Source organism: Tolumonas osonensis, assembly GCF_014202415.1.
GTDB lineage: Bacteria > Pseudomonadota > Gammaproteobacteria > Enterobacterales > Aeromonadaceae > Tolumonas > Tolumonas osonensis.
In genome coordinates this window covers 228,751-254,447 of the sequence record NZ_JACHGR010000001.1, presented here as the reverse complement: position 1 = coordinate 254,447, position 25,697 = coordinate 228,751, and the positions used below count along the sequence as shown (strand labels likewise).

At 53.5% G+C, this 25,697-nt stretch carries 26 protein-coding genes and 1 tRNA gene; 13 read left to right on the top strand and 14 right to left on the bottom strand.

The genetic code is table 11. The annotated features are described in order from the left end of the window. Positions 1-50: 50 nt before the first annotated feature. Complete coding sequence (gene mutT, locus HNR75_RS01160) at positions 51-449, top strand: 8-oxo-dGTP diphosphatase MutT (protein ID WP_188025179.1); 399 nt, start codon at positions 51-53, stop codon at positions 447-449. Here the strand turns inward: mutT and HNR75_RS01155 are convergent. The 8 genes from HNR75_RS01155 to purH all read right to left on the bottom strand — a co-directional run bounded on the left by HNR75_RS01155 (position 446) and on the right by purH (position 9,243). Continuing rightward, positions 446-664 (bottom strand): DNA gyrase inhibitor YacG, encoded by a 219-nt coding sequence (locus tag HNR75_RS01155; protein WP_188025178.1) that lies wholly within the window; start codon positions 662-664, stop codon positions 446-448. The genes mutT and HNR75_RS01155 overlap by 4 nt on opposite strands. A gap of 48 nt (positions 665-712) precedes the next feature. Next, positions 713-1,342, bottom strand: a complete 630-nt coding sequence (gene coaE, locus HNR75_RS01150) for a dephospho-CoA kinase (protein WP_188025177.1) — start codon at positions 1,340-1,342, stop codon at positions 713-715. Beyond that, a complete protein-coding gene (locus tag HNR75_RS01145) occupies positions 1,342-2,217 on the bottom strand; it encodes a prepilin peptidase (RefSeq protein ID WP_188025176.1) in 876 nt (291 codons plus the stop codon). The genes coaE and HNR75_RS01145 overlap by 1 nt, the downstream gene beginning before the upstream one ends. A 14-nt stretch (positions 2,218-2,231) precedes the next feature. Further along, positions 2,232-3,494 carry a type II secretion system F family protein gene (locus HNR75_RS01140; protein ID WP_425506752.1) on the bottom strand — a complete coding sequence of 421 codons (1,263 nt, stop codon included), beginning with the start codon at positions 3,492-3,494 and terminating at the stop codon, positions 2,232-2,234. Positions 3,495-3,511: 17 nt separating this feature from the next. Further along, on the bottom strand, positions 3,512-5,218 hold the full coding sequence (gene pilB, locus HNR75_RS01135; RefSeq protein WP_188025175.1) for a type IV-A pilus assembly ATPase PilB: 1,707 nt from the start codon (positions 5,216-5,218) through the stop codon (positions 3,512-3,514). Positions 5,219-5,292: 74 nt separating this feature from the next. Then, positions 5,293-5,718, bottom strand: coding sequence for a pilin (locus HNR75_RS01130; RefSeq protein WP_188025174.1), 426 nt, complete (start codon positions 5,716-5,718; stop codon positions 5,293-5,295). A 279-nt stretch (positions 5,719-5,997) separates the two neighbouring features. Next, positions 5,998-7,284 carry a phosphoribosylamine--glycine ligase gene (gene purD, locus HNR75_RS01125; protein WP_188025173.1) on the bottom strand — a complete coding sequence of 429 codons (1,287 nt, stop codon included), beginning with the start codon at positions 7,282-7,284 and terminating at the stop codon, positions 5,998-6,000. Between the two features lie 366 nt (positions 7,285-7,650). Beyond that, positions 7,651-9,243, bottom strand: coding sequence for a bifunctional phosphoribosylaminoimidazolecarboxamide formyltransferase/IMP cyclohydrolase (gene purH, locus HNR75_RS01120; protein ID WP_188025409.1), 1,593 nt, complete (start codon positions 9,241-9,243; stop codon positions 7,651-7,653). 484 nt (positions 9,244-9,727) lie between these two features. Here purH and HNR75_RS01115 point away from each other — a divergent pair, with 484 nt between their 5' ends. Both HNR75_RS01115 and HNR75_RS01110 read left to right on the top strand, forming a co-directional pair. Continuing rightward, entirely contained in the window at positions 9,728-9,979 is a 252-nt protein-coding gene (locus tag HNR75_RS01115) for a type II toxin-antitoxin system Phd/YefM family antitoxin (RefSeq protein ID WP_188025172.1), read from the top strand. Next, positions 9,969-10,250 carry a type II toxin-antitoxin system RelE family toxin gene (locus HNR75_RS01110; protein WP_188025171.1) on the top strand — a complete coding sequence of 94 codons (282 nt, stop codon included), beginning with the start codon at positions 9,969-9,971 and terminating at the stop codon, positions 10,248-10,250. Before HNR75_RS01115 ends, HNR75_RS01110 begins: the two co-directional genes overlap by 11 nt. 259 nt (positions 10,251-10,509) lie before the next feature. On the opposite strand, the gene HNR75_RS01105 is transcribed toward HNR75_RS01110, so the two are convergent. Then, entirely contained in the window at positions 10,510-10,983 is a 474-nt protein-coding gene (locus HNR75_RS01105; RefSeq protein ID WP_188025170.1) for an Lrp/AsnC family transcriptional regulator, read from the bottom strand. 312 nt (positions 10,984-11,295) lie between these two features. Next, entirely contained in the window at positions 11,296-12,963 is a 1,668-nt protein-coding gene (gene ettA, locus HNR75_RS01100) for an energy-dependent translational throttle protein EttA (protein WP_188025169.1), read from the bottom strand. A gap of 333 nt (positions 12,964-13,296) precedes the next feature. On the opposite strand from ettA, the gene HNR75_RS01095 reads away from it, so the two are divergent. Together HNR75_RS01095 and HNR75_RS01090 are read left to right on the top strand one after the other, a co-directional pair. Continuing rightward, complete coding sequence (locus HNR75_RS01095) at positions 13,297-13,527, top strand: ParD-like family protein (protein ID WP_188025168.1); 231 nt, start codon at positions 13,297-13,299, stop codon at positions 13,525-13,527. Beyond that, entirely contained in the window at positions 13,502-13,825 is a 324-nt protein-coding gene (locus HNR75_RS01090; RefSeq protein ID WP_188025167.1) for a type II toxin-antitoxin system RelE/ParE family toxin, read from the top strand. The genes HNR75_RS01095 and HNR75_RS01090 overlap by 26 nt, the downstream gene beginning before the upstream one ends. 58 nt (positions 13,826-13,883) lie before the next feature. Here HNR75_RS01090 and HNR75_RS01085 read toward each other — a convergent pair. After that, a tRNA-Leu gene (locus HNR75_RS01085) sits at positions 13,884-13,969 on the bottom strand. Between the two features lie 201 nt (positions 13,970-14,170). On the opposite strand from HNR75_RS01085, the gene HNR75_RS01080 reads away from it, so the two are divergent. Then, entirely contained in the window at positions 14,171-14,704 is a 534-nt protein-coding gene (locus HNR75_RS01080) for an RDD family protein (RefSeq protein WP_188025166.1), read from the top strand. A gap of 52 nt (positions 14,705-14,756) precedes the next feature. On the opposite strand, the gene lptG is transcribed toward HNR75_RS01080, so the two are convergent. Both lptG and lptF read right to left on the bottom strand, forming a co-directional pair. Next, complete coding sequence (lptG, locus tag HNR75_RS01075; protein ID WP_188025165.1) at positions 14,757-15,827, bottom strand: LPS export ABC transporter permease LptG; 1,071 nt, start codon at positions 15,825-15,827, stop codon at positions 14,757-14,759. Continuing rightward, positions 15,827-16,930 carry an LPS export ABC transporter permease LptF gene (gene lptF / locus HNR75_RS01070; protein ID WP_343043231.1) on the bottom strand — a complete coding sequence of 368 codons (1,104 nt, stop codon included), beginning with the start codon at positions 16,928-16,930 and terminating at the stop codon, positions 15,827-15,829. The genes lptG and lptF overlap by 1 nt, the downstream gene beginning before the upstream one ends. A 165-nt stretch (positions 16,931-17,095) precedes the next feature. On the opposite strand from lptF, the gene pepA reads away from it, so the two are divergent. Genes pepA through HNR75_RS01055 form a run of 3 tightly spaced genes read left to right on the top strand, consistent with a single transcriptional unit; the run spans position 17,096 to position 21,961 of the window. Further along, positions 17,096-18,598, top strand: a complete 1,503-nt coding sequence (gene pepA / locus HNR75_RS01065; RefSeq protein ID WP_188025163.1) for a leucyl aminopeptidase — start codon at positions 17,096-17,098, stop codon at positions 18,596-18,598. Between the two features lie 30 nt (positions 18,599-18,628). After that, positions 18,629-19,090, top strand: a complete 462-nt coding sequence (locus HNR75_RS01060; protein ID WP_188025162.1) for a DNA polymerase III subunit chi — start codon at positions 18,629-18,631, stop codon at positions 19,088-19,090. An 18-nt stretch (positions 19,091-19,108) separates the two neighbouring features. After that, complete coding sequence (locus tag HNR75_RS01055; protein WP_188025161.1) at positions 19,109-21,961, top strand: valine--tRNA ligase; 2,853 nt, start codon at positions 19,109-19,111, stop codon at positions 21,959-21,961. Between the two features lie 153 nt (positions 21,962-22,114). Here the strand turns inward: HNR75_RS01055 and HNR75_RS01050 are convergent, their stop codons facing one another. After that, positions 22,115-23,008 (bottom strand): LysR family transcriptional regulator, encoded by an 894-nt coding sequence (locus HNR75_RS01050; RefSeq protein ID WP_188025160.1) that lies wholly within the window; start codon positions 23,006-23,008, stop codon positions 22,115-22,117. A 117-nt stretch (positions 23,009-23,125) separates the two neighbouring features. Between HNR75_RS01050 and HNR75_RS01045 the strand changes: the two genes are divergently transcribed. From HNR75_RS01045 to HNR75_RS01030, 4 genes are all read left to right on the top strand, one after another. Then, positions 23,126-23,671 (top strand): cytochrome b, encoded by a 546-nt coding sequence (locus HNR75_RS01045; protein ID WP_188025159.1) that lies wholly within the window; start codon positions 23,126-23,128, stop codon positions 23,669-23,671. Continuing rightward, complete coding sequence (locus HNR75_RS01040; RefSeq protein WP_188025158.1) at positions 23,668-24,228, top strand: YceI family protein; 561 nt, start codon at positions 23,668-23,670, stop codon at positions 24,226-24,228. The genes HNR75_RS01045 and HNR75_RS01040 overlap by 4 nt, the downstream gene beginning before the upstream one ends. Before the next feature lie 31 nt (positions 24,229-24,259). Beyond that, positions 24,260-24,838 carry a YceI family protein gene (locus HNR75_RS01035; protein ID WP_188025157.1) on the top strand — a complete coding sequence of 193 codons (579 nt, stop codon included), beginning with the start codon at positions 24,260-24,262 and terminating at the stop codon, positions 24,836-24,838. A gap of 127 nt (positions 24,839-24,965) precedes the next feature. Further along, positions 24,966-25,688 carry a pirin family protein gene (locus HNR75_RS01030; RefSeq protein WP_188025156.1) on the top strand — a complete coding sequence of 241 codons (723 nt, stop codon included), beginning with the start codon at positions 24,966-24,968 and terminating at the stop codon, positions 25,686-25,688. Positions 25,689-25,697: the final 9 nt, after the last annotated feature.

Here is a 25,697-nt window from a genome sequence, read left to right as displayed (position 1 = left end):
TTTTTGTTACACCTTATTTGCTGCACTTTTTTGCTACAAGAGGTACATCAATGAAACAGATATGGGTTGCTGTCGGTGTTATCCATGATCCGCAGCTGGGTTATTTTATCTGCCGTCGGGCGGCACATCAGCATCAGGGCGGCAAATGGGAGTTTCCCGGTGGCAAGGTCGAGGCCGGCGAAACGGTGCAGCAGGCACTGCAAAGAGAGTTGCAGGAAGAGATTGGCATCAGCGTGCAGGCCGCAGAACCACTGCTGGTGATTGAACATGCCTACAGCGACAAAGCGGTGAAACTGGATGTCTGGCTGGTCACTGTATTTGGCGGAACCGCGCAGAGTCTGGAAGGGCTGGAGAACCGCTGGGTCGCGCTGGATGAACTGGGTCAGCTGGATTTTCCGGTGGCCAATCTGCCGATCATTGAGGCATTGAAGGCAAGAGCAGGAAATTAATCCTGCTCCAGCAGGGCCAGATCTTCTGCCGAGAGTTGCAGCATGGCGGGATTTTCCGTGGGTGTCGGTTCATCACCAGGGATAGCGCGGTCTTCACTGAACCACTCGCCCAAATCAATCAGACGGCAGCGGTCGCTGCAAAAAGGACGAAACGGATTAAGCGGGCTCCACGCGGTGGAGGTGCCGCAAGTCGGGCAGTCAACCTTCAGACTCATTTCTTAACGATCACACTTATTGCTCAAAGATGAGGCGATTATACCACATCATCGCGATGGTGGTGCGGTGCTGTCAGTTGCAGCAGCCAGTTGCAGATAGTGCTGATGCAGGGCAGCTACGGCCTGCCGGCGTTGCTCCGGGGTGACATTATCACTGTTGTTGAGCACATCGTCCGCCAGTGCCAGTCGCTGCTGTCGCGGGCATTGCGTGGAGATGATGGCCCTGACTTGTTCTTCAGTGGTGTTATCGCGCTGCATGGTGCGGCGGATCTGGGTGGCCTCGTCGACATCAATGACCAGTGTGCGCTGCACCAAGGATTGCAGCTGATTTTCAAATAGCAGCGGTACCATCAGCAGGCAGTAAGGGCCTTGCGCCTGCTGGCATTGCTGCAGCATGCGCTCGCGGATCAGCGGGTGCAGCAGCTGGTTCAGCCACGCTCTGGCGGCCGGTTCGGCAAAGACTTTTTCCCGCAGACGGCGACGATCCAGCGTGCCGTCGGGTTGCAGAATGTCCCGGCCAAAATGCTGCACGATAGCAGCCAGCGCCGGCTCACCGGGCTCAACCACGTCGCGGGCGGTCTGGTCAGCGTCGATGCAGGGTACCCCCAGCGCGGTGAAATCGCGGGCGACGGTGGATTTACCGCTGCCGATGCCACCGGTGAGTCCGACAATAAACATCAGCCGAGTAACCCCAGATACCAGCGGGTCAGCGGCTCACCCCAGAGCAGGGCGATCCAGCCGGCAATCGCCAGATAAGGGCCGAACGGCATCGGTTTTTCCTGATGCTGACGTTTCATCACCACCAGCGTGATGCCGAGCACGGCGCCGACACAGGAGGAGAGGATCAGGATCAGCGGCAGTGATTGCCAGCCAAGCCAGGCACCGAGGGCAGCCAGCAGTTTGAAATCGCCATAGCCCATGCCTTCCTTGCCGGTGAGCAGCTTGAAGGCCCAGTAAATGGACCACAGCACCATGTAGCCAGAGGCGGCGCCGATCACGGCATCGGTCAGCGAGACATACTGCCCGGAAATATTGAGCAGCAAGCCTAACCAGAGCAGGGGTAGGGTCAGCTGATCCGGCAGCAGGAGTTTATCGAAGTCGATAAAGGTGAGTGCCAGCAGCACCCAGGTCAGCAGCAGCGCGCCGGCCAGCGTCCAGCCCGGCGGGTAGTAAGCTGCGACCGCCAGAGAAGCCAGTGCACATAGCAGTTCAACCAGCGGATAACGGGCACTGATCGGGTGATGGCAGGCACTGCAGCGGCCTTTCAGGAACAGCCAACTCAGCAGCGGGATATTTTCCAGCGCGGTGATCTGATGGCCGCAATGCGGGCAGGCAGAACGCGGCAAAAACAGATTATACGGTTCGGCTGGCAGCGGCGGATTGTCGCCCTGTGCAAAATAATCCTGATACTCCTGCTGCCAGCTGCGTTCCAGCATGATGGGCAGACGGTGGATCAGCACGTTGAGAAAACTGCCCACCAGTAACGCGAACAGACCGAGCAAACAAAAATATAGCCAGTGATACTGGCTATAGAGCATAAAAATCAGATCCATGAAAATCCACTAAGTTATCTAATAACACTACCAAGCTTAAAGATGGGCAGGTACATGGCGATAACCAGACCACCGACCAGAATCCCCAGCACTACCATGATCAACGGTTCGATCAGGCTGGAAAGGGCATCGACGGCGTCATCCACCTGCTGTTCGTAGATACCGGCCACTTTGGACAGCATATCGTCCAGCGAACCGGATTCCTCGCCAATCATGATCATCTGGATCACCATTTCCGGGAACACGTTGGTGGTGCGCATGGCGACGTGCATCTGCATCCCGGCCATGACTTCGCTGCGTACGTTCATGATGGCGTCACGATAAACCGCATTACCGGACGAGCCGGCGGCCGCAATCAGGCCATCAATCAGCGGCAGGCCGGCCGAGAAGGTGGTGGAGAGGGTGCGGGCATAACGCGCCAGCGCCGCTTTTTGCAAAATGTTGCCGACAATCGGCAGTTTCAGGATGAACTTGTCGGTAGCGTCACGTACCGACTTCATGCGCCGGTAGGCGCGGACATAGATAAACAACAGCACGACAATGGCACCTAACAGCCAGTACCAGTAGGCCTGCACGATATGGGACAGGTTAATCACCATGCGGGTGAAGGCGGGCAGTTCGGCACCAAAACTTTTGAAAATCTTATCGAACTCCGGCACTACATACAGCAACAGAATCGCGGTGACCACAATGGCCACAAGGATCACGGTGGCCGGATAAAACAGCGCCTTCTTGATTTTGGATTTCAGTGCTTCGGCTTTTTCCTTGTAGATGGCGATACGGTTAAAGATGGTATCCAGCGCACCGGACTGTTCACCGGAGGCGACCAGATCGCAGTAGAGATCATCAAAATAGCGCGGGAACTGGCGCAGTGCTTTGGATGGTGGCGTCCCAGTTTCGATGTCGGCACAGATAGTAGCCAGCATTTCACGCATCGGACGCTTTTCATGACTGTCGGAGAGCAGTTTCAATGTCTGTACCAGCGGCACCCCGGCAGTCAGCATGGTGGCGATCTGGCGGGTCAGCACCGCGATGTCCATCGGCTTGATTTTCTGGGTGTAACTGGTCATCAGCGATTCGCGGCGCTGACTGATTTTCTGCACTGCCACGCCTTGGCGGATCAGCTCGGCTTTAACCTGTGCCAGCGATTCGCCTTTCAGCTCGCCGGAGACCTTCTGGCCACGGCGGTTAACACCACTCCAGGTAAAGGCCTGCGTGACTTTCGGTTTCTGTTTATTCGCCATTGCAGCGGCGGTGTGTTGCTGAGCCACAGCCATAATGCTTCATCCTTAAATTACAGGCAGGTTACCCGGTTGACTTCGGCCAGGCTGGTGACGCCCAGTCTTGCCTTTTCCAGACCGGAGCGATACAGGGTCACCATGCCTTCACTGATGGCCATTTCGGCAATCTGCAGTGAATTTCCGCCTTCCATGATCAGGTTGGCAATGTTTTCTGACATCGGCAACATTTCATAAATGCCGACCCGTCCTTTATAGCCGTTTGAGCACTCCACGCAACCAGCCGGCTGATAGAGTGTGATCCCGGCTGCGACTTCTTCCTGAGTATAGCCCATCCCCAGTAACTCACTGTCGGGAATATGGTGCGGCTTCTTGCAGTGCGGACAGAGGCGACGGGCCAGACGCTGTGCCATAAGCAGGGTGACAGAGGAAGCAACGTTAAAGGCCGGTACGCCCATATTGAGCAGGCGGGTCAGGGTTTCGGCGGCGGAGTTGGTATGCAGTGTTGACAGTACCAGGTGACCGGTCTGCGCCGCTTTAATCGCTATTTCGGCGGTTTCCAGATCGCGGATCTCACCGACCATGACCACGTCCGGATCCTGACGCAGGAAGGAGCGTAGCGCACTGGCAAAGGTGAGGCCGGATTTGGGGTTGATCTGCACCTGGTTGATGCCGGGCAGGTTGATTTCTACCGGGTCCTCGGCAGTGGAGATATTGAGCTCGCTGGTGTTGAGAATATTCAGGCCGGTATAGAGCGATACGGTTTTACCGGAACCGGTCGGGCCGGTGACCAGGATCATGCCCTGCGGCCGGGCCAGGGTATCGAGATAGAGCTGTTTCTGGAGCTCATCAAAACCGAGCTTTTCGATATCCAGGTTAGCGGCGGAAGAGTCGAGAATACGCAGCACCACCTTTTCGCCCCACATGGTGGGCAGGGTACTGACACGCAGATCCACCGATTTGTTTTTGGCCAGGCGCAACTTGATGCGGCCATCCTGCGGCAGGCGGCGTTCGGCGATATCGAGCCGCGCCATGACTTTCAGGCGTGCAGAAAAGCGGTTGGCCAGATTAACCGGCGGCGTGGCAATTTCATACAGAATACCGTCGATACGAAAGCGGATACGGTATTTCTTTTCATAGGGTTCAAAGTGCAGATCCGAGGCGCCCTTTCTGACGGCATCGAGTAGCACCTTGTTGATGTATTTGACGATCGGCGCGTCGTCTTCACTGTTGGTGTCGACCGTTTCCTGCAACCGGGCGTCATCGATATCACCGATTTCAATATCACTGATATGGTCATCGGAGATCGATTTGGAAAATTCGTCACTGGTCGGTTCGGTCAGGCGCTGAATGGCGCGGTGCAGCTTGCGATCATCGACCAGCAGCGCTTCGGTGTGCAGGTTGAAGGTAAAGCCGAAATCTTCCAGTGCGGTGATATTGGTCGGATCCGAGACGGCAATATAGAGGGTGTTGCCTTGGGTATAGATCGGCAGCGCGTGGTGCTTTTCGATCAATGGCGTATTGAGGTATTTGTGCGGGATTTCGCCCAGTTCAAAGGCATCGAGATCGAGCAGTGGAATGCCATACTCCAGTTCACACAGCTCCGCCAGTTGTTCACTGCTGATGATATCGTTATCAATCAGATAGGTGACGAGGGTTTTTTTTTCGTAGCGGGCGCGTTCCTGCACCTGCTCGGACTGGTCCTGCTGAATGAGTCCGGCCCGGATCAGACTGATTAATAAACCATTGGCGGGAACGTTCATGTGGATTTCTCTGGAATCTAAAGACGACATCAGCCAGTAAAATTATTACTGGCTGATGATATACGGTTAAGTTTTTAGCAAAGATCTGGATCTGAACACACAGCTGTCCACACCAAAGCTCCTGCAGTATTTGCTGTTGGTGTTAATTTATATGTTACAGCCGTAGCCCCGAACGGTTTGGTTCCAGTTGTTGTTGTTGTTGCTGTAATAGCACCTGAAACAACAGCAATATCGTTAACGTAGTCAGTCTTATAATCAGCTGCCGCACCAATTGTCCATCCTGCACCTGAAGTTGAATTAGCACAACCAGTTAAAGCCCCTTTGTCCAAATTACAGAGCTGAACCTGCACTTTTAAAGCAGATGCGGCTGTTGTCACTTCTGTAAATTTGGAACGCTGTGTATAGCTTTGATAAGCTGGTAATGCAATTGCCGCCAGAATCGCCACGATCGCCACTACGATCATCAATTCAATAAGGGTAAAACCGGATTGTTTTTTCATATGTAGTTTCCTTACAGTTAGACTGTATTCCCGTTTATAGGTTGAGAGAGCAGGCATCCGGACATCAGAACCGGATACAGACTAAAGTGTAGACGCTCAGATAAAAAGCGTCCACGCTCTTTTGAGTCTAACAGATAATAGATTACAGAATTGTGATACGGAAGAGATATTTTTGCAGAAAAGCGGAATAGCCGGTTGATTTATAATGTTATTTTTTGTTTAGCCGCCAAACCAGAATGGTGCAGAATGGTCGGTTTGCACCATTCTGCACCTTGCAGATTACTGCTGCTCGCGGGCGATAGCGCGCCAGGCGATATCTTTACGGTAATAAATCCCGTCCCAGCTGATCGTGGCCGCCAGGGTATAAGCATTCTGCTGCGCTTCGGCTACCGTCGCACCCAGTGCGGTAGCACAGAGCACACGGCCACCAGCGGTGATGACCTGACCGTCTTTTTCTGCGGTACCAGCGTGGAATACCTTGGCGGTATCGGTTGCCGCGGTTGACAGGCCAGCAATCACATCGCCTTTTTGCACATCAGCCGGGTAGCCGGCTGCCGCCAGCACCACACCCACTGCCGGGCGCGGATCGTACTGCGCGGTTTTCTCGTTCAGCTTGCCGTCGCAGGCGGCGAGACACAGTTCCACCAGATCAGACTGCATGCGCAGCATGATTGGCTGGGTTTCCGGATCACCGAAACGGCAGTTGAATTCGATCACTTTCGGATTGCCCTGCGGGTCGATCATCAGGCCGGCATAGAGGAAACCGGTATACGGATTACCTTCTGCTTCCATGCCTTTGACGGTTGGCCAGATCACCTGCTGCATGACTTTGTCATGCACATCTTGCGTGACAACCGGGGCTGGTGAGTAGGCACCCATACCACCGGTGTTCGGGCCGGTATCGCCGTCACCGATGCGTTTGTGATCCTGGCTGGTGGCCATTGGCAGCACGTTTTTGCCATCGACCATGACGATGAAGGAAGCTTCTTCACCGTCGAGGAACTCTTCAATCACCACACGGCTGCCAGCGTCGCCGAAGGCATTACCGGAGAGCATGTCACGGACGGCTTCTTCGGCTTCGTCCAGCGTCATCGCTACGATCACGCCTTTACCAGCAGCCAGACCGTCGGCCTTGATCACGATCGGTGCACCTTTCTCTTTCAGGTAGGCCAGTGCCGGTTCGATATCGGTGAAGTTCTGATAATCGGCGGTCGGGATGTGATGACGTGCCAGGAAATCCTTGGTGAAGGCTTTGGAGCCTTCCAGCTGGGCAGCGGCTTCGGTCGGGCCGAAAATTTTCAGACCTTCGGCGCGGAATTTATCAACCACACCGATCACCAGCGGGGCTTCCGGGCCGACGATGGTCAGGCCGATGTTTTTTTCGCGGGCAAATTTGACCAGCGCCGGGATGTCGGTGGCACTGATCGCGACGTTTTCTACTTTGGCTTCGCGGGCGGTACCGGGGTTGCCCGGTGCGACATAGATTTTGTCAGCCAGCGGTGACTGAGCGGCTTTCCATGCCAGCGCATGTTCACGACCGCCATTACCGATAATTAAAATGTTCATCCTGTATTCTCCTGCACTGAGAAGTCGCTTTTCAGTGTATGTCATTCGTTGGATTCTGCGGGCATCAGTCAATTGATCTACTCTGCCGGATCAATCAATTTTTCCAGTATCGTGTCAGCCAACCACTCCACTTTGCGACCCTCTGCGCCATCCATGGCGCAGAGGGTCGCAAAGTGAAGCAGTTGGCTTCCTTTTGACCGGAGCAATAATTCTTTAAATGAACTACCCAAGCACTAAGTGGTGTTCTGGCAGGATAGAAGGCGAGGCGTTGGCCGGGAGGGGCACCGCAGTTGACTGATGGTCAATGAGGATGCACATACCGGCCAGCAACGAAGCATTCTGCCTGCCAGGGCAGCACGAAAAAGATTAATGGCGGAAATGACGCATGTTCGTGAATACCATTGCCATGCCATGTTCGTCGGCAGCGTCGATCACTTCCTGATCGCGCATGGAGCCGCCTGGCTGGATCACACAGGTGATACCGGCTTCGGCCGCAGCGTCGATACCGTCGCGGAACGGGAAGAAGGCGTCGGAGGCCATGACGGAACCTTTGACTTCCAGACCTTCGTCAGCAGCTTTGATACCGGCGATTTTCGCGGAGTAAACGCGGCTCATCTGACCGGCGCCGACCCCGATGGTCATGCTGTCTTTGGCGTAAACAATGGCGTTGGATTTGACGAATTTGCCGACTTTCCAGCAGAACAGCAGATCTTTCAGTTCCTGTTCGGTTGGCTGACGTTTGGTAACGACTTTCAGGTCGGCCAGGGTGACCATGCCCTGATCGCGGTCTTGTACCAGCAGGCCGCCGTTAACGCGTTTGACGTCAAAACCGGCGGTTTTGCCCTGCCACTGGCCACATTCAAGCAGGCGGACGTTGGCTTTTTTCGCGACCACGGCTTTGGCTTCTTCGCTGACGACCGGCGCGATGATCACTTCAACGAACTGACGGCTGACGATGGCTTCGGCTGTCGCGGCATCCAGTTCACGGTTGAAAGCGATGATACCGCCGAACGCGGAGGTCGGGTCGGTCTGGTAAGCGCGGTTGTAGGCTTCCAGAATGTCGTTGCCCAGCGCCACACCACACGGGTTGGCGTGTTTCACGATCACACAGGCCGGTTCCGCGAATTCTTTCACGCATTCCAGCGCGGCGTCGGTGTCGGCGATGTTGTTGTAGGAGAGGGCTTTGCCCTGCAGCTGGGTAGCGGTAGAGACAGAGGCTTCCTGCACATCGGCTTCAACGTAGAAGGCAGCGGCCTGATGGCTGTTTTCACCGTAGCGCATATCCTGTTTCTTGATGAACTGGAAGTTGATGGTGCGCGGGAATTTGGAGTCGGCAGAGGCTTCGTCCTGTACGCCATAGGTTGGCACTTTGGTACCGAAGTAGTTGGCGATCATGCCGTCGTAAGCAGCGGTGTGTTCGAACGCGGCAATCGCCAGATCGAAACGGGTAGCGTAAGCCAGAGAACCTGCGTTGGCGTCCATTTCAGCCAGTACGCGGTCGTAATCTTTCGCATTGACCACGATGGTGACGTCTTTGTGGTTTTTCGCCGCAGAACGCACCATGGTCGGGCCACCGATGTCGATGTTTTCGATGGCGTCTTCCAGTGAACAATCCGGTTTGGCCACGGTGGCGGCAAACGGGTAGAGGTTCACGGCGACCAGATCGATCGGTTTGATGTCATGCTGTGTCATGATGGCATCGTCGGTGCCGCGGCGGCCCAGAATGCCGCCGTGAACTTTCGGGTGCAGGGTTTTTACGCGGCCATCCATCATTTCCGGGAAGCCGGTGTAATCGGACACTTCGGTTACAGGTAAGCCGGCATCGGCGAGCAGGCGCGCAGTTCCGCCGGTGGAGAGCAGTTCTACACCACGTTGTTGCAGGGCACGGGCGAACTCCACGATACCGGTCTTGTCAGATACGCTGAGCAGGGCGCGGCGGATTGGGCGAGCGTTTTCCATCTCTACTTTGTCCTCAATTTGTTCACGGTCAATATTCAGAAGGGAGGGACAACCGGTGATAACTGGCTGTCTCCGAGATTCGGCGCGATATTTTACACCAAAAGCGGGGGCGGTAGGATCTTTTTCAGCCGACATGTCGTGAATCTGTCTGTTGCGAAGGCGGCCAAAGGGAGCAACGCCACTGACACGCTGTGAACCCATCCATGGGCGCTCCACCGCGCCTTCCCTGGCGCGGAGGGTCGGTAACATTGTTCCCTTTGGCTGCCTGGATGATCTGAGTCTTCACTGGTCATGTTCTGTGAGATCGGCCAAAGGACGCAACTTCGCCGACACGCAGTGAACCCATCCGTGGGGGCTCCGCTGCGCCTTCCCTGGCGCGGAGGGTCTCTGAAGTTGTGTCCTTCGTCCGCTGTGTGAATTATAGAGTTTTTAAAGGTGCTTTTAATGGTGCTATAATAAATACGTAAGCATAGGAGTATTGAATATGGCATATCAAATTCTGACATCTGTTGCGGCCAGCATTACTGAGCTGAAGAAAAATCCGATGGGAACGGCGATGGAAGGCGAAGGTCAGCCGGTTGCTATTCTGAATCGCAATGAACCGGCTTTTTATATCGTGCCGCCTGCACTGTTTGGCTATTTTCAGGAGTTAGCCGAGGATGCGGAATTGAACCGGATTGCTGATGAACGAATGAGTGATCCTGAGTTTATCGAGATCAACATCGATGACCTATAAACTGAAATTCGAGAAAAGGGCCTGGAAAGAGTGGGAAAAGCTGGGTTATCCGGTCAGAGAGCAGTTTAAAAAGAAACTGACTGAACGTCTGGAAAATCCTCGTGTTCCGAATGACAAACTGAGTGGTCATGCGGATCGGTATAAAATCAAGTTGCGGTCAGCGGGTTATCGGTTGATTTACCAGGTGTTTGATGACGAAGTGGTTGTCAGTGTGATTGCCGTTGGTAAACGCGAAAACTCAGATATTTATAATACTGCCAGCAGTCGTTAATCCATTCATTGCAAAACCGGCCAAAGAGAACAACTTCACCCGACACGCCGTGAATCCATCCATGGAGGCTCCGCCGCGCCTTCCCTGGCGCGGAGGGTCTCTGAAGTTGTTCTCTTCGGCCGGACAGGGGACGGTTCAGCCAAAGCAAAGGAAGCAACTTCACCTGACACGTCGTGAATCCATCCATGGGCGCTCCGCCGCGCCTTCCCTGGCGCGGTGGGTCGGTAACATTGTTCCCTTTGCCTTCCTGTTGGATTATTTACTCCAGGTGATCGAGCGGCAGGGAGGTGAATTGTTTGACCTGTTGCAGGACGAAGCTGGAGCGGACGCCGGTGACGCCGTCGATGCGGGTCAGTTTTTCCAGCAGGAAATGCTGGTAGTATTCCATGTCCGGTACGACGACTTTCAGCTGGTAGTCGGCGTCGTTACCGGTGATCAGGGCGCATTCCATGACTTCCGGCATTTCTGATACGGCCTGATTGAAGTTGTTCAGCCGCTCAGGGGTGTGTTTATCCATGTTGATATGGATATAGGCGGTGAGTTTCAGATTCAGTTTTTCCGGATTCAGCAGCGTGACGTGCTTCAGAATCAACCCTGATTCTTCCAGTGCCTTGATGCGGCGCGAGCAGGGGGAAGGGGATAAACCTACCTGTTCGGCCAGATCCAGATTGCTGATGCGGGCATCGCGCTGCATCAGGTTCAGAATTTTTTTGTCTAAACGGTCTAATTTCATAAATTCCGATTATTCAGCAACAACTGATTAAAGAAGTGTTTATTATTGGTGAATTCGTGCGCAAAAACTAGCTTTTAATGCAATTTTTGCAATCACATTCTAATGTGGATGGCGTATTATTTATCTCGTTCGGGTGGAACGGACACTACGACTAAATTTTGCAAGGTACTCTTACCGGAGGAAGCTTGCCGCAACGTCTGACGGCTTACCGGACGCTCAGATGGACTGGATCCAGTTACCGCTGCCAAAAAAGGTAATCATCGTTACCCCAGAGAGGTCTGCAACCTTTGTTGCAGACCTTTTTCGTTTAAATTATTTAGCAATTTTCTTGTACTTGATGCGGTGCGGTTGCACGGCATCGGCGCCCAGGGTTTTCTTCTTCCACTCTTCGTAGTCGGTAAAGTTGCCTTCGAAGAAGCGGACGTTCCCTTCGTCGCTGTAGTCCAGGATGTGCGTGGCGATACGGTCGAGGAACCAGCGATCGTGCGAAATGACCATCGCACTGCCTGGGAATTCCAGCAGGGCGTTTTCCAGCGCACGCAGGGTTTCCACGTCGAGGTCGTTGGTCGGTTCGTCGAGTAACAGCACGTTGCCGCCGGCCTGCAGCAGTTTGGCCAGATGCAGACGGCCGCGTTCACCGCCGGAGAGTTCGCCAACCCGTTTGCCCTGATCGGTGCCTTTGAAGTTGAAGCGACCGACATAGGCGCGGCTCGGGATCTCGAAGTTGCCGATCTTCAGGATGTCCTGGCCATTGGCCACTTCATCGAACACGGTCTTCTTGTCATCCATGCTGTCACGGAACTGATCCACTGACGCCAGTACCACGGTATCACCCAGAGTAATGGTGCCGGCATCCGGTTGCTCCATGCCGCTCAGCATGCGGAACAGGGTCGATTTACCGGCGCCGTTCGGACCGATGATACCGACAATCGCCCCTTTCGGAATGCTGAATGACAGGTTGTCGATCAGCTGGCGATCGCCGTAGGATTTGCTCAGACCTTCCACTTCGATCACTTTATCGCCCAGACGTGGTCCCGGCGGAATAAACAGCTCGTTGGTCTCGTTGCGTTTCTGGTAATCCTGTGAGTTAAGTTCTTCAAAGCGGGCCAGACGCGCCTTGCTTTTCGCCTGACGACCTTTCGGATTCTGACGAACCCACTCCAGTTCTTTCTCGATCGACTTACGACGGGCCGCTTCAGTAGAGGCTTCCTGCGCCAGACGGGCATCTTTCTGTTCCAGCCAGGAGGAGTAGTTGCCTTCCCACGGGATACCTTCACCGCGGTCCAGCTCCAGGATCCAGCCTGCGACGTTGTCGAGGAAGTAACGGTCGTGGGTGATCGCTACAACGGTGCCTTCGTAGTCGTGCAGGAAGCGTTCCAGCCAGGCCACGGATTCGGCATCCAGGTGGTTGGTCGGTTCGTCCAGCAGCAGCATGTCCGGTTTTTCCAGCAGCAGACGGCACAGTGCGACACGGCGACGCTCACCACCGGAGAGGTGTTTGATCTGGGCATCCCACGCAGGCAGACGCAGCGCATCGGCGGCGCGTTCCAGCTGGTTTTCCATGTTGTGGCCGTCATGCGCCTGAATGATCGCTTCCAGCTCGCCCTGTTCTTTGGCCAGCTTGTCGAAGTCGGCATCCGGATCGGCATACGCGGCATAGACTTCGTCCAGACGGGCCATGGCGCGCTTCAGGTCACCCATCGCTTCTTCAACGGCTTCACGGACCGTCTGCTCCGGATCCAGTTTCGGTTCCTGCGGCAGATAACCGATCTTGATGCCAGGTTGCGGGCGGGCTTCACCTTCGATTTCGGTATCCAGGCCGGCCATGATGCGCAGCAGGGTTGATTTACCGGCACCGTTCAGACCCAGCACGCCGATTTTGGCGCCGGGAAAGAAGGAGAGAGAAATATTTTTCAGAATATGACGCTTGGGCGGAACCACTTTGCCCACGCGATTCATGGTGTAAATAAATTGCGCCATGGTGTTCTCGGAATCAGTCTAGGTTGTGGGTAGTTTAGAATAAGGATTTTACGCTTTTTCCGGATCACTGGGATAGTTATTTCTGCGGGTCAAACAGCTGGCAGAGTTGAGCCAGGAAGGGTTTCAGGAAGAATAACCTCCTTGAATGTTAAGGAAAAATAAGCCAAGAGTGACGAATTTAGGTGGAAGATATCAGGAAAAGCCACTTATTGTCTTGAAACGCGACAAAATGTTGCATATTATTTCTTCGAGCATGTTTCTGAACTCAATGATGAATTGAAGAACATTGAACTAAAGAACATTGAATTGAATATATGAGAAGTGAGGAAAACTATGGCTCAAACGGTGCGTTTAGACGATGAATTTGTCGCTGACGTGAAAGTTCATGCGTCTGCGGCTCATCGTTCCTTACCAAAGCAGATTGAATACTGGGCTAAGATTGGCCGTATGGTTGAAGATAACCCGGATCTACCATTCAGTTTTATCAAGGATGTGATGTTAGCGGCAGAGCAAGTCAAAGAGGGGCAAGTAACCCGCTATGTCAGAACAACAAAAAGAAATTGAGATTTATCAGTCGAACTTGTTTGAGAAACAACTAAAAAAACTGTCAGAAAAGGATCTGGCACTTGTTGAGGACGAGATTGATAAAGTGATTGAAAACCCTGAAATCGGTGAAAGAAAAAAGGGCGATCTATCATATCTGTGGGTACATAAATTCAAGATGAATGGTCACCTGGTTCTCTTGGGGTACTCATGGCAAGAGACAAAATTTGAACTCTATTTGCTGAGTGTCGGGCCTCATGAGAATTTTTATGACGAGATGAAGAATAGAAGTAAAGCAGATTTAAAACTAATAAGTTAACAAATAGCAGAAAAATTAAAGGCCACTACAAAAGTGGCCTTTAACTTATTGAATTAGTTGGTGCCCAGGGTCGGACTCGAACCGACACAGTTATTCACCGGCGGATTTTGAATCCGCTGCGTCTACCGATTTCGCCACCTGGGCACACAAGGTAAGATATTGACTTTCTGAAAAATCATCCGGTGTATCTTACGGGCTCGCATTATACAAAGCTGGCTCGTGAGCGCAAATTGTTTTTCGCGTGATCTGTCTCAGATGCTGAATAAATGCCCGAACGGATGATTCGCATCTCGTCGTGCGACTCAGTTAGAATGGTTTTCCCTGATTTCTGGTGTGTATGAATTTATGAGTAAAACAACCCGTTCCCGCTCACGCTCTGCGTCTGTCAAATCATCGGCTTCTTCTGCGGCGACTATTCCCAGAACGCCGCGTGCCGGTTTCCGTCGTCGTTTCGGTGCCTGGGCTATTGATTCCTTGCTGGTGATCCCGCTGCTGACTGTGGCCGGTTATCTTGGCTATGGCCTGAGTCATTTGCTGGTGCTCAGTGGTCTGGTTTCCCTGAGTGACGGCCTGACTACCGCCGGCTGGCTGGCGCATCAGATATGGTTCAGTCTCTGGCTAGCGGGTGTGTTATGCAGTTATTTTGTCTGGTTCTGGTGCCGGGAAGGGCAAACCCCGGGTATGCGCCGGTTTCAGATCCGGGTACAGAATACCGACGCTTCTTTACTGAGCATTGGCCAGGCGCTGGTACGGCTTGGCACGTCGGCATTCGGACTGGGTAATCTGATGGTGATTTTTGATCGCCGTGAGTTTCTGGCGTTTCAGGATTACTGGGCAAACTGTGAAGTGGTGGTGACGTCACCAACTGCCGGACATTAAGCACCAAGAAGATACCGGCATCCGCGTGCATGTGCAGATGCCGGTAAATCGTTTAGTTGCGACGGCGCAGCATATGGATGGCCACGCTCATGAAGATCAGGCTGGGTACGCTGGCCCCGAGCACGGGCGGCACGTGATACACCAGACTGAACGGCCCCAATACCTGGTTCACCACATAGAAGCTGAACCCGATCATCACGCCGGAAATCAACCGTGCGCCCATACTGACCGAACGTAACGGACCGAAAATAGTGGATGCAGCCAGCAGCAGCATGGCGATGACATTGAGCGGTGCCAGCAGTTTGCGCCAGAATTCCAGCTTGTAATCATCGACCTGCTGGCCATTGCTTTCCATGTAATTGATGTAGTTATACAGCCCTTGAGCGGACAACTCGTCCGGCGAGACGGAGACCACGCCCAGTTTGTCCGGGGTCAGGTTGGTCTGCCACAACCAGTCGGTCTTGCGTTCTGAGCGGATCTGCTTTGTGTCCTGCAACCGGGTGTGCACAATGTTTTTCAGATGCCAGGCCTGCTTCTGGTATAACGCTTGGCCGGAGCGGATGATTTCCAGTAAATCTCCTGCCGGATTAAAGCGGTAGAGCGTCACATCACGCAGGCTGCCATCGCGGAGCAAGGCGCCGATACTGATAAAGTCATGTCCTTCCTTGACCCAGATACCATAGGTTGACGCGGTAATCTTGCCGCCGCTGACCGCCGTGGTTTTGATGTCGTGCGCTCTCTGTTCAGCGATTGGTGCCACGTATTCACCGAGCAGCATGACCAGTATCATGACCGGAATGACGGTTTTCAGTGCCGAAATGACAATTTTCGCCCGGGACAGACCTGCCGCCTGCAAGACAACCAGTTCACTGCTGCTGGCCATCTGACCCAGACCTACCACGCCGCCCAGCAATGCCGCCATCGGGAAAAACAGCACGATGTCTCCCGGCATGGCGTAGGCGACCCTTAACACCGCATGCAAGGTGGTGTAGGAACCTTCACCGACACTCTGTAACTGATCGACAAACTTAATCAGCGAGGAGAGACCAACCAGCATGAAGGTACACAGCAGGATGGCCATGATCACGGTGCGTCCGATATAGCGGTCGAGAATACCAAACATCAGCATTTCTCCTTATGCCAGTAAAGACGCAGATGTTGCCAGAGCCGGGTGTTTTTCAGATTCATCGGGATAGCAAACAGCAACGCGAAGATCGCAGGAATAATATACAGCCCCGGCGTCGCGGGCAGTTGTCCGCGTTCAATGGCTGACTGGCCGGCACTCAGTAACAGGAAATAACTCAGATAGAGCATGACCGCCGGCAGCAGTTTGGCATAGCGGCCCTGACGCGGATTGACGCTGGCCAGCGGAACGGCGATCAGGGTCAGCACCGGGATCGACAACGGCAAGGCGATACGCCACTGCCATTCCGCGATTTCTTTGTTGGTGGTGCCGTGATAAAGCCGGGCTGACGGGATGGCTGCTGCTTTGCGGTTGGACGGTTCGATGTCCTTACGTTGCAGCTGTGCCCGGTATTCGCTGAAGTTGGCGATACTGAATTTGGTTGACGGTGGTGTACCGGCATAGCGTTTGCCATCACTCAGCGTGACCCAGGGGGTACCTTGGGCATCTGTCGTCAGATGTCCCTCTGCGGCCACAATGATTGCTGCTTCAGCAGGATCCGGGCTGCGTTGCAGCAGAAAGATGCGCTGCAATTTGCGCCCGCTTTCCTGTACATCTTCCACATAGGCGGTCAGTTGCCCGCCATCCAGACTCAAGAAGCGGCCGCTTTCCAGCGGAATGGAGAGCGGATCGGCCTTGGCGGCATCCAGCAGCTGCGACTGCATTTCCCGCGCCGTTGGCGCCAGCCACAGGGTATTCGCCGCAGCGACTACTGTCGTCAGCAATGCCAGCACCATGCTGATCTTCATAATGTAAGAAGGACCGACACCAGTTGCGCGCAAGACGGTGATTTCGCTGTCTGCATACAGACGGCCATGCGCAAACAAAATGGCGATAAACAGGCTGATTGGCAGCAGCAATAATCCCATATACGGAATATTGAGCAGCATCATCTGACCGATCAGCGATGTCGGTACAGAACCATCCGCAGCTTTCGCCAGGATCCGGATAAATTGCTGACTGGTAAAAATCAGCATCAGGATCAGCAGGATTGAAAGCTGAGTTTTGAGCGTTTCTTTAAATATATAACGGAAAACTATCACGCAGGCCTCGGGAAAACTTGTAATTACTGGCGAATCGCTAAAAAATAGTTGCCTTAATTCCATTTTATGATGTTTTGCGTACCGAACCTGTTCATCCTGAACAGGTGGGTCGGCCTCTATTATCGACCAATCGGTGGGCTTTGTCTTTAGTAGCAAGGAGTCCTCATGGAATTCGGCGTTAAAAGTGGCAGCCCGGAGAAGCAACGCAGTGCCTGTATTGTGGTGGGTGTCTTCGAACCGCGTCGTTTATCTGCGGTAGCGGAACAGCTGGATCGCGTCAGTGATGGCTATCTGAGTTCTCTGCTGCGTCGTGGTGATCTGGAAGGTAAAACCGGTCAGATGTTGTTGCTGCATCAGGTACCCGGGGTGCTGAGCGAACGTGTACTGCTGGTGGGTTGTGGTAAAGAGCGTGAGCTGGATGAACGTCAGTTCAAACAGATCATTCAGAAAACCATCAGTACACTGAATGAAACCGGATCGATGGAAGCGGTCTGTTTTCTGACAGAATTGCATGTCAAAGGACGGGATGCCTACTGGAAGGTAAGACAAGCGGTCGAAACGGCGCAAAACAGTCTTTATACTTTTGATCAATTCAAGACCAACAAGGCAGAACTGCGCCGGCCGCTGCGAAAGCTGGTGTTTAATGTCGCCACCCGTCGCGAACTGGCGATTGGCGAGAAAGCAATTGTGCATGGCCTGGCCGTTTCCAACGGTATGAAGATCTGCCGTGACGTGGCCAATATGCCGCCGAATATCTGTACGCCAGCTTATCTGGCGTCGCAGGCGCGTCGTCTGGCTGATAGCTGCCCATATATCACCACCAGGGTGATTGGTGAACAGCAGATGGCCGAGCTGAGCATGAACGCCTATCTGGCGGTGGCCAGAGGCTCATCCAATGAAGCCATGATGTCGATCATGGAATATAAAGGTCATCCGGATGCCAAGCCGATTGTGCTGGTGGGCAAAGGGCTGACGTTTGATTCCGGTGGTATTTCCATCAAACCGGCCGAAGGCATGGACGAGATGAAATACGACATGGGCGGGGCAGCGTCGGTATTAGGTACCATGACTGCACTGGCGGAACTGAAGCCGCCGATCAATGTGATTGGTGTGCTGGCGGGTGCCGAGAATATGCCGGATGGCAAAGCCTATCGTCCGGGCGATATTCTGACGTCGATGTCCGGTCAGACCATCGAAGTGCTGAATACCGATGCGGAAGGGCGTCTGGTGTTGTGTGACGTGCTGACCTATGTGGAACGGTTCGAACCGGAATCGGTGATTGATATTGCGACGCTGACCGGCGCCTGTGTGATTGCGCTGGGCAGCCATGCCACCGGCCTGATGTCGAATCATAATCCGCTGGCGCATGAGCTGCTGAACGCAGCGGAATTGTCGGGCGATAAAGCCTGGCGCCTGCCGCTGTGGGATGAATATCAGGATCAAATCGAAAGTCCGTTCGCGGATATGGTGAATACCGGTGGTCGTCCTGCCGGGGCCATTACCGCCGGGGCGTTTCTCAGCCGCTTTACCAAGAAGTACAACTGGGCGCATCTGGATATTGCCGGTACTGCCTGGAAATCGGGTAAAGAGAAAGGTTCGACCGGTCGTCCGGTTCCTTTGCTGACGCAGTTCCTGCTGAGCCGCGCCGGTGTTGATGTCGAAGACTAACAGGATGGGGCGGTAACGCCCCTTTACTTTATGCCGCAAGTCACTTTTTATATACTACCCGACGATTCGCCTGCTGCTGCCGATGCGGATGGCATCAATCAGGCGGCAGTGGTATTAGCCTGCCAGCTGACGACAGCACGTTTTCGTCAGAATCAGACGGTATTTATGCTGGCGCAGACCCAGGCACAGGCTGAACAGTTAGACGAAATGCTGTGGCAGCAGGATCCGCACAGCTTTGTGCCACACGGGCTTTCTGATGAAGCAACGGTGACACAGGCTCCGGTCGAAATTGGTACGGGGTTGCCAAAACGCAGCCGGCTGATATTGATCAATCTGGCAGAGACCGTACCGGCTTTTGCTCATCGTTTTGCTCAGATCATTGATTTCGTCCCTACTGACGAAATTCAAAAACAACAGGCGCGCGAACGTTACAAGCAGTATCGGGCGCTGGGTTTCACGCTGGAGACGGTGCCTGCACCGCAACTCCCATAATCAGACAGATGAAGACAGATGGAAAAGACGTTTAATCCGAACGCCATTGAACAGGCGATGTACCAGCACTGGGAAAGCCAGGGCTACTTCAAACCAAGTGGCGACACCAGCAACGGCAATTACTGCATCGTGATCCCGCCGCCAAACGTCACTGGTAGCCTGCACATGGGCCATGCGTTCCAGCAGACCATCATGGATGCGCTGATCCGTTATCAGCGTATGCTGGGTAAAAATACCCTGTGGCAGGTCGGTACTGACCATGCCGGTATCGCGACCCAGATGGTAGTAGAACGCAAGATCGCGGCGGAAGAAAATAAAACCCGTCACGATTATGGCCGTGACGCCTTCATCGACAAGATCTGGCAGTGGAAAGAAGAATCCGGCGGTACCATCACCCGTCAGATGCGTCGCTTAGGCGCTTCTGTAGACTGGGACCGTGAAGCATTCACCATGGACCCGGCTTTGTCTCATGCGGTACAGGAAGTGTTCGTACGTCTGTATGAACAGGATCTGATCTATCGCGGTAAACGTCTGGTGAACTGGGATCCGAAACTGCACACTGCGATCTCTGATCTGGAAGTTGAGAACAAAGAAGTCAAAGGCAACATGTGGCATCTGCGCTATCCGCTGGCGGATGGTGAGAAGACGGCTGAAGGCAAAGATTACCTGATCGTGGCGACTACCCGTCCGGAAACCATGCTGGGTGATACTGCGGTGGCAGTGAACCCGGAAGATCCGCGTTACAAGGCGCTGATTGGCAAATTCATCGAGTTACCACTGGTGGGTCGTCGTATTCCGATCATCGCTGACGAACATGCGGACATGGAAAAAGGTACCGGCTGTGTGAAGATCACTCCGGCGCACGATTTCAATGACCATGAAGTGGGTAAACGTCATCACCTGCCAATGATCAACATCTTCACGCTGGATGCACATATTCGTGCGGAAGCTGAAGTGTATGACAGCAAAGGCAACCCGAGCGAAGCTTATCCGGCTGCCATGCCGGCTGAATTTGCGGGTCTGGAGCGTTATGCCGCGCGTAAAGCGATCATTGCTGCGCTCGAAGCGAAAGGCCTGATGGATGAGATCAAAGATCACGTGCTGCAGCAGCCTTACGGCGACCGTGGCGGTGTACCGATCGAACCAATGCTGACCGACCAGTGGTATGTGCGTGCGGACGTACTGGCGAAACCGGCGATTGAAGCGGTGGAAGATGGCCGTATTCAGTTCGTACCGAAACAGTACGAAAACATGTACTTCTCCTGGATGCGTGATATTCAGGACTGGTGTATTTCCCGTCAGCTGTGGTGGGGTCACCGCATTCCGGCGTGGTATGACGTCAACGGTAAAGTCTATGTTGGCCGCAATGAAGCGGAAGTCCGTGCGAATTACAGCCTGGCGGCAGATGTGGCGCTGCGTCAGGACGAAGATGTGCTGGATACCTGGTTCAGTTCTGCACTGTGGACCTTCTCCACACTGGGCTGGCCGGAAAAAACACCTGAGCTGGACATGTTCCATCCGACCGATGTGCTGGTGACCGGCTTTGACATCATCTTCTTCTGGGTTGCGCGCATGATCATGATGACCATGCACTTCGTGAAAAACGAAGATGGCACGCCACAGGTACCGTTCAAGACGGTGTATGTGACCGGTCTGATCCGTGACGAAGAAGGTCAGAAGATGTCGAAATCCAAGGGCAACGTGCTTGACCCGCTGGATATGATCGACGGTATTTCCCTGCCGGATCTGCTGGAAAAACGCACCGGCAACATGATGCAGCCGCAACTGGCCGAGAAGATCGGCAAGCGTACCGAGAAGCAGTTCCCGGAAGGGATTGAAGCGCATGGTACCGATGCACTGCGTTTCACGCTGGCGGCACTGGCGTCAACCGGTCGTGACATCAACTGGGACATGAAACGTCTGGATGGTTACCGTAACTTCTGTAACAAACTGTGGAACGCCAGCCGTTATGTGCTGATGAACACCGAAGAGCAGGATTGCGGTTTTGCCGGTGGCGAGATGCAGTTCAGTCTGGCGGATCGTTGGATCACCTCTCAGCTGCAACTGACCATTCAGGAACTGCGTCATGCGATGGATACCTACCGCTTTGACCAGGCAGCGGGTGTGCTGTACGAGTTTATCTGGAACCAGTTCTGTGACTGGTATCTGGAGCTGACCAAGCCGGTGCTGTGGCACGGTAGCGAAGCCGAACAGCGCGCCACCCGTCATACGCTGGTAACGGTGCTGGAAACGTTGCTGCGTCTGGCACATCCAATCATGCCGTTCATGACCGAGTCTATCTGGAAATCAGTGGCTCCGCTGGCAGGCATCAACGAAGATACGCTGATGCTGCAGGCTTACCCTGCATTTGATGCGGCGAAAGTGGATGAAGTGGCACTGGCCGATCAGGAATGGGTGAAACAGTTCATTGTCAGCGTGCGTAACATCCGTGCCGAAATGAATGTGGCACCAAGCGTGCCGTTGACCGTATTGCTGAAAGCGGATGCCACTGATGCGAAACGTGCTGCAGACAACGAAGCGTTCCTGAAGTCACTGGCGAAGCTGGAAAGCATCACCGTGCTGGCAGCAGGTGAAGCTGAGCCGTTGTCGGTGAAGAAACTGATCGGGAATACCGAGCTGATGATCCCGATGGCGGGTCTGATCGACAAGGAAGTGGAGCTGGCGCGTCTGGCGAAAGAAGTCGAGAAGCTGGAAAAAGAGTGTGGCCGTATCGAAGGCAAACTGGGTAACGAAGCATTTGTTGCCAAGGCACCGGAAGCGGTGATCGCCAAAGAGCGTGAAAAACTGGCTGATTACCACTCTCAGCTGACCAAGCTGAAAGAACAGCAGGAAACCATCAAATCACTGTAATACCCTTTGTACTTGAAGCTGCAGTGTCGTTGACTGCGTTTACTCACCCCAATCACATAGTTTATCTATGCTCATGGGGATGAGTTCACTGGTCGGCTAGCTGCAACCCCAATTACTTTGGGTATAGTTGGATGCGAAAAAAGCGCTGAGAGATCAGCGCTTTTTTTTATCCAGCTGATTGGCCAGAAAATCGAGCAGTACCCGCACCCGGTGCGGCACATAGCGGTTGCTCGGCAAAATCGCGTAAATACCTAATTCCGCCGGCGTGAACTCATCCAACAGGGTTTCCACCCGTCCGGAGGCTAAATAATCCTGCACGATAAAATCGGGTTGCAGCGTAATACCCAGCCCGTTGGCGGCGGCTTCGGTCAGCGCATCGCCGTTGTTGGCTTTGATGCGGCTGCGGATATAAAACGTTTCATGCCGTCCATCGATCATAAATGCCCAGCTCATCCCTCCGGCCGTCAGAGTATAACCAAGACATTCATGATTAATCAGCTCTGAGGGGTGCATTGGCCGGCCATGCTGTTTCAGGTAGCCGGGGGAGGCCACTGTCAGTAAGCGGCAACTGCTGAGTTTGCGCACGATATCGCCGGGCTCCAGCTGTCCGGCAATACGGATGGAGAGATCGATGCCTTCTTCAATCAGATTCATCTGATGATCATCAAAATCCATTTCCAGATTGATATCCGGATAGCGTTGTGAGAATTCGAGTAACAATGGCGACAGCTTTTTCAGCCCGTAACTGAGCGGCAGGCCGATGCGGATATTGCCCCGGGGTGCCAGACGCTCTTCTATGACACTGGCTTCGGCGGCTTCGACCAGATCAAGAATAACGCGGCATTTCTCCAGATAGGCGCCTCCCGCCGAGGTCAGCGAAAGGCGGCGGGTGTTCCGCACCATCAGTTTGACACCGAGATGTTCTTCCAGCGCAGCGATCTGACGGGTCACGACAGAGCGGGCCAGCCCCATCTGTTCGGCAACGGCGGTAAAACTGCCTAATTCTGCGATTCGCACAAATAAGTGCATGGCATCAAGTCGGTTCATTGTTGCTATTCCAGCAATAGATAATTCGAAATAACCCTCTATCTGGCATCAATCTGCGAGGGTATAGTTTATTCACAAATTAATAACATTCGTTTCCGACGAAACGGAGATGGCACCATGAGTTCACATTACACCACTACAGCAAAAAGTCTGCACTGGCTGATGGCTGTTTTGTTTTTCGGCATGCTGGGCCTGGGTTTTTACATGCAGGCTCTGCCGTTATCGCCGGAGAAGCTCAAGCTTTATTCCTGGCATAAGTGGATCGGTGTCACGGTGTTTCTGCTGGCGTTAATTCGTCTGGCGTGGCGGGTGACGCATCGTCCGCCAGCATTACCGGCTTCCATGCCTCGGCTGATGCAGGTCGCGGCGCATGCCGGCCACCACATGCTGTATATGCTGATGTTTCTGATCCCGCTTTCCGGCTGGCTGATGAGCTCGGCGAAAGGATTTCAGACTGTCTGGTTCGGCGTACTGCCAATCCCGGATTTATTGGAGAAAAACAAGGAATTGGGCGATTTGCTGCTCACCGTGCATGTCAGCTTGAATTATCTGTTTATTGCCGTACTGGTTGGTCATATCGGCGCGGCGTTCAAACACCATTTTATTGACAAAGATGACATCCTGACCCGGATGTTGCCAGGTTCAGCGAAGGACAAAAGATGATGAAGACCTTATTTCGTATGAGCGTACTTGCTGCATTGCTGCCACTGGCAACCCAGGCGGCGGAATACACCCAGGTGGATGTGAAGCAAAGCGCGATCAATTTCAGTTACCAGCAAATGGGCGTGTCGATGGATGGCAAATTCAACGAGTTCACCAGCACGCTGAAGTTCGACCCGGCCAAACCGGCCGAAGGGAAAGCCGTATTTGATGTGGCGCTGGCCAGTATTGATGCCGGCAGCAGCGAAGCGAATGATGAAGTCAGCAAGACAGAGTGGTTTAACACCGCCGCTTTTCCGCAGGCACATTTTGAATCCGGTGCTATCAAGGCGCTGGGTGATAACCAGTTTGAGGTCAGCGGCAAGCTGACGATCAAAGGCAAGACCATTGATGTCGTAGTTCCGTCAACCTTCAAAGAAGAGGCCGGAAAAGGCATTTTTGCAGGTAGTTTCACCATCCGTCGCGGTGATTTTGCGATTGGGGAAGGCAGCTGGTCAACCTTTGACATTGTTGCCAATGATATTCAGGTCAAGTTCACTATTACTGCCAACCCGCAGTGATTAACCATCTATTCAAATCAGGAGTTACATCATGAATAAATTCGTTAAATTATCTGCTGTGCTGGCACTGGCTACTGCCATTTCTGCACCGGCGTTTGCCGCTCCGGAAACGTATGTCATTGACAGTACCCATACTTTCCCGCGTTTCTCTTACAGCCATTTTGGTTTGTCAAAACAGCTGAGCCGCTTCGATAAAACCAGCGGTACCATCGTGCTGGATAAAGAAGCCAAAACCGGTTCGGTGGATATCGTGATTGATACCAAATCCGTTGATACTGGCTTTGAGGTGTTCAACGGACACATTCAGGGCGCGGATTTCCTGGATACAGCGACATATCCGACTGCCACCTTCAAATCCACCAAAGTGGTATTCAAAGGCGATGCGCCAACGGAAGTGCAGGGTGATTTGACGATCAAAGGCGTGACCAAACCGGTGACACTGACCGTGACTTCATTTGTGGCGATGCCACATCCGATGCTGCAGAAAGATGCCATTGGCGCGAATGCGACGACCGTCATCAAACGTACGGATTTCAACGCCGGTAAATATGCGCCGAATGTCGGTGATGACGTCACCATTGATATCGCTGTGGAAGCGATCAAGCAGTAACCCTGTGTCAGAGCAGTTGCCGTCCCTGCCTTGTATTGCCTGCTGCGGGAACGGATAACTGCTCTCTTTCGGGGGGGATGGTTTCATGGTTTCCCCCCTGACTTTTCTTCTTGCCGGAGTGATGGATATGTTCGAACTCAGATCTGCAAACCAGCGCGGTTCAGCCAATTTTGGTTGGTTACTGTCACAGCATACCTTTTCTTTCGGTAGTTATTATGACCCTGAACAGCTTGGATTTTCGGATCTGCTGGTGATCAACGAAGATCAGGTGAAACCGGGGAAAGGTTTTGATACACATGGCCACCGCGATATGGAAATCTTCTCCTATGTGCTGGAAGGGGCGCTGGAGCACAAAGATTCCATGGGAACGGGTTCGGTGATCCGCCCGGGCGATGTGCAGATGATGAGCGCCGGCTCCGGTATCCGCCACAGCGAATACAACCATTCCCGTGAAGAGCTAGTGCATTTTCTGCAGATCTGGATCGTGCCGGATCGCAAGGGCGTGGCACCGCGCTACCAGCAGCAACATTTTTCTGACGCAGAGAAGCGCGGCAAGTTGCGGCTGATTATTTCTCCTGATGGCACGGAAGGATCTCTGTCGGTATATCAGGATGCCCGGGTTTATGCCGGCCTGTTTGATGGCGACGAATCGCAGACCTTTTTGTTGCCGGAAAATCGGTACGCCTATGTGCATATTGCCCGGGGAAGTATTGAAATAAACGGTGAACGCTTGTCAGCCGGGGATGGTGTGCGCATCCGGCAGGAACAGCAGATCACTCTGCAAAACGGGGAGCAGGCTGAAGTACTGCTGTTTGATTTGCGTCCGAATGAACTGGCGTTAGTTCGCTGATCCCTTATC

What these genes read in the sequence shown, in the direction of transcription:
- purH (WP_188025409.1), bottom strand. Translation starts at nt 9,243, where the DNA reads ATGGAAAACGCTCGCCCAATCCGCCGCGCCCTGCTCAGCGTATCTGAC.
- pepA (WP_188025163.1), top strand. Translation starts at nt 17,096, where the DNA reads ATGGAATTCGGCGTTAAAAGTGGCAGCCCGGAGAAGCAACGCAGTGCC.
- HNR75_RS01030 (WP_188025156.1), top strand. Translation starts at nt 24,966, where the DNA reads ATGTTCGAACTCAGATCTGCAAACCAGCGCGGTTCAGCCAATTTTGGT.
- pilB (WP_188025175.1), bottom strand. Translation starts at nt 5,218, where the DNA reads ATGAACGTTCCCGCCAATGGTTTATTAATCAGTCTGATCCGGGCCGGA.
- HNR75_RS01080 (WP_188025166.1), top strand. Translation starts at nt 14,171, where the DNA reads ATGAGTAAAACAACCCGTTCCCGCTCACGCTCTGCGTCTGTCAAATCA.
- HNR75_RS01130 (WP_188025174.1), bottom strand. Translation starts at nt 5,718, where the DNA reads ATGAAAAAACAATCCGGTTTTACCCTTATTGAATTGATGATCGTAGTG.
- HNR75_RS01045 (WP_188025159.1), top strand. Translation starts at nt 23,126, where the DNA reads ATGAGTTCACATTACACCACTACAGCAAAAAGTCTGCACTGGCTGATG.
- HNR75_RS01140 (WP_425506752.1), bottom strand. Translation starts at nt 3,494, where the DNA reads ATGGCTGTGGCTCAGCAACACACCGCCGCTGCAATGGCGAATAAACAG.
- HNR75_RS01060 (WP_188025162.1), top strand. Translation starts at nt 18,629, where the DNA reads ATGCCGCAAGTCACTTTTTATATACTACCCGACGATTCGCCTGCTGCT.
- purD (WP_188025173.1), bottom strand. Translation starts at nt 7,284, where the DNA reads ATGAACATTTTAATTATCGGTAATGGCGGTCGTGAACATGCGCTGGCA.
- HNR75_RS01055 (WP_188025161.1), top strand. Translation starts at nt 19,109, where the DNA reads ATGGAAAAGACGTTTAATCCGAACGCCATTGAACAGGCGATGTACCAG.
- lptG (WP_188025165.1), bottom strand. Translation starts at nt 15,827, where the DNA reads ATGTTTGGTATTCTCGACCGCTATATCGGACGCACCGTGATCATGGCC.
- ettA (WP_188025169.1), bottom strand. Translation starts at nt 12,963, where the DNA reads ATGGCGCAATTTATTTACACCATGAATCGCGTGGGCAAAGTGGTTCCG.
- HNR75_RS01040 (WP_188025158.1), top strand. Translation starts at nt 23,668, where the DNA reads ATGATGAAGACCTTATTTCGTATGAGCGTACTTGCTGCATTGCTGCCA.
- HNR75_RS01105 (WP_188025170.1), bottom strand. Translation starts at nt 10,983, where the DNA reads ATGAAATTAGACCGTTTAGACAAAAAAATTCTGAACCTGATGCAGCGC.
- HNR75_RS01090 (WP_188025167.1), top strand. Translation starts at nt 13,502, where the DNA reads ATGTCAGAACAACAAAAAGAAATTGAGATTTATCAGTCGAACTTGTTT.
- HNR75_RS01095 (WP_188025168.1), top strand. Translation starts at nt 13,297, where the DNA reads ATGGCTCAAACGGTGCGTTTAGACGATGAATTTGTCGCTGACGTGAAA.
- HNR75_RS01050 (WP_188025160.1), bottom strand. Translation starts at nt 23,008, where the DNA reads ATGAACCGACTTGATGCCATGCACTTATTTGTGCGAATCGCAGAATTA.
- HNR75_RS01145 (WP_188025176.1), bottom strand. Translation starts at nt 2,217, where the DNA reads ATGGATCTGATTTTTATGCTCTATAGCCAGTATCACTGGCTATATTTT.
- HNR75_RS01155 (WP_188025178.1), bottom strand. Translation starts at nt 664, where the DNA reads ATGAGTCTGAAGGTTGACTGCCCGACTTGCGGCACCTCCACCGCGTGG.
- HNR75_RS01110 (WP_188025171.1), top strand. Translation starts at nt 9,969, where the DNA reads ATGACCTATAAACTGAAATTCGAGAAAAGGGCCTGGAAAGAGTGGGAA.
- HNR75_RS01115 (WP_188025172.1), top strand. Translation starts at nt 9,728, where the DNA reads ATGGCATATCAAATTCTGACATCTGTTGCGGCCAGCATTACTGAGCTG.
- coaE (WP_188025177.1), bottom strand. Translation starts at nt 1,342, where the DNA reads ATGTTTATTGTCGGACTCACCGGTGGCATCGGCAGCGGTAAATCCACC.
- HNR75_RS01035 (WP_188025157.1), top strand. Translation starts at nt 24,260, where the DNA reads ATGAATAAATTCGTTAAATTATCTGCTGTGCTGGCACTGGCTACTGCC.
- mutT (WP_188025179.1), top strand. Translation starts at nt 51, where the DNA reads ATGAAACAGATATGGGTTGCTGTCGGTGTTATCCATGATCCGCAGCTG.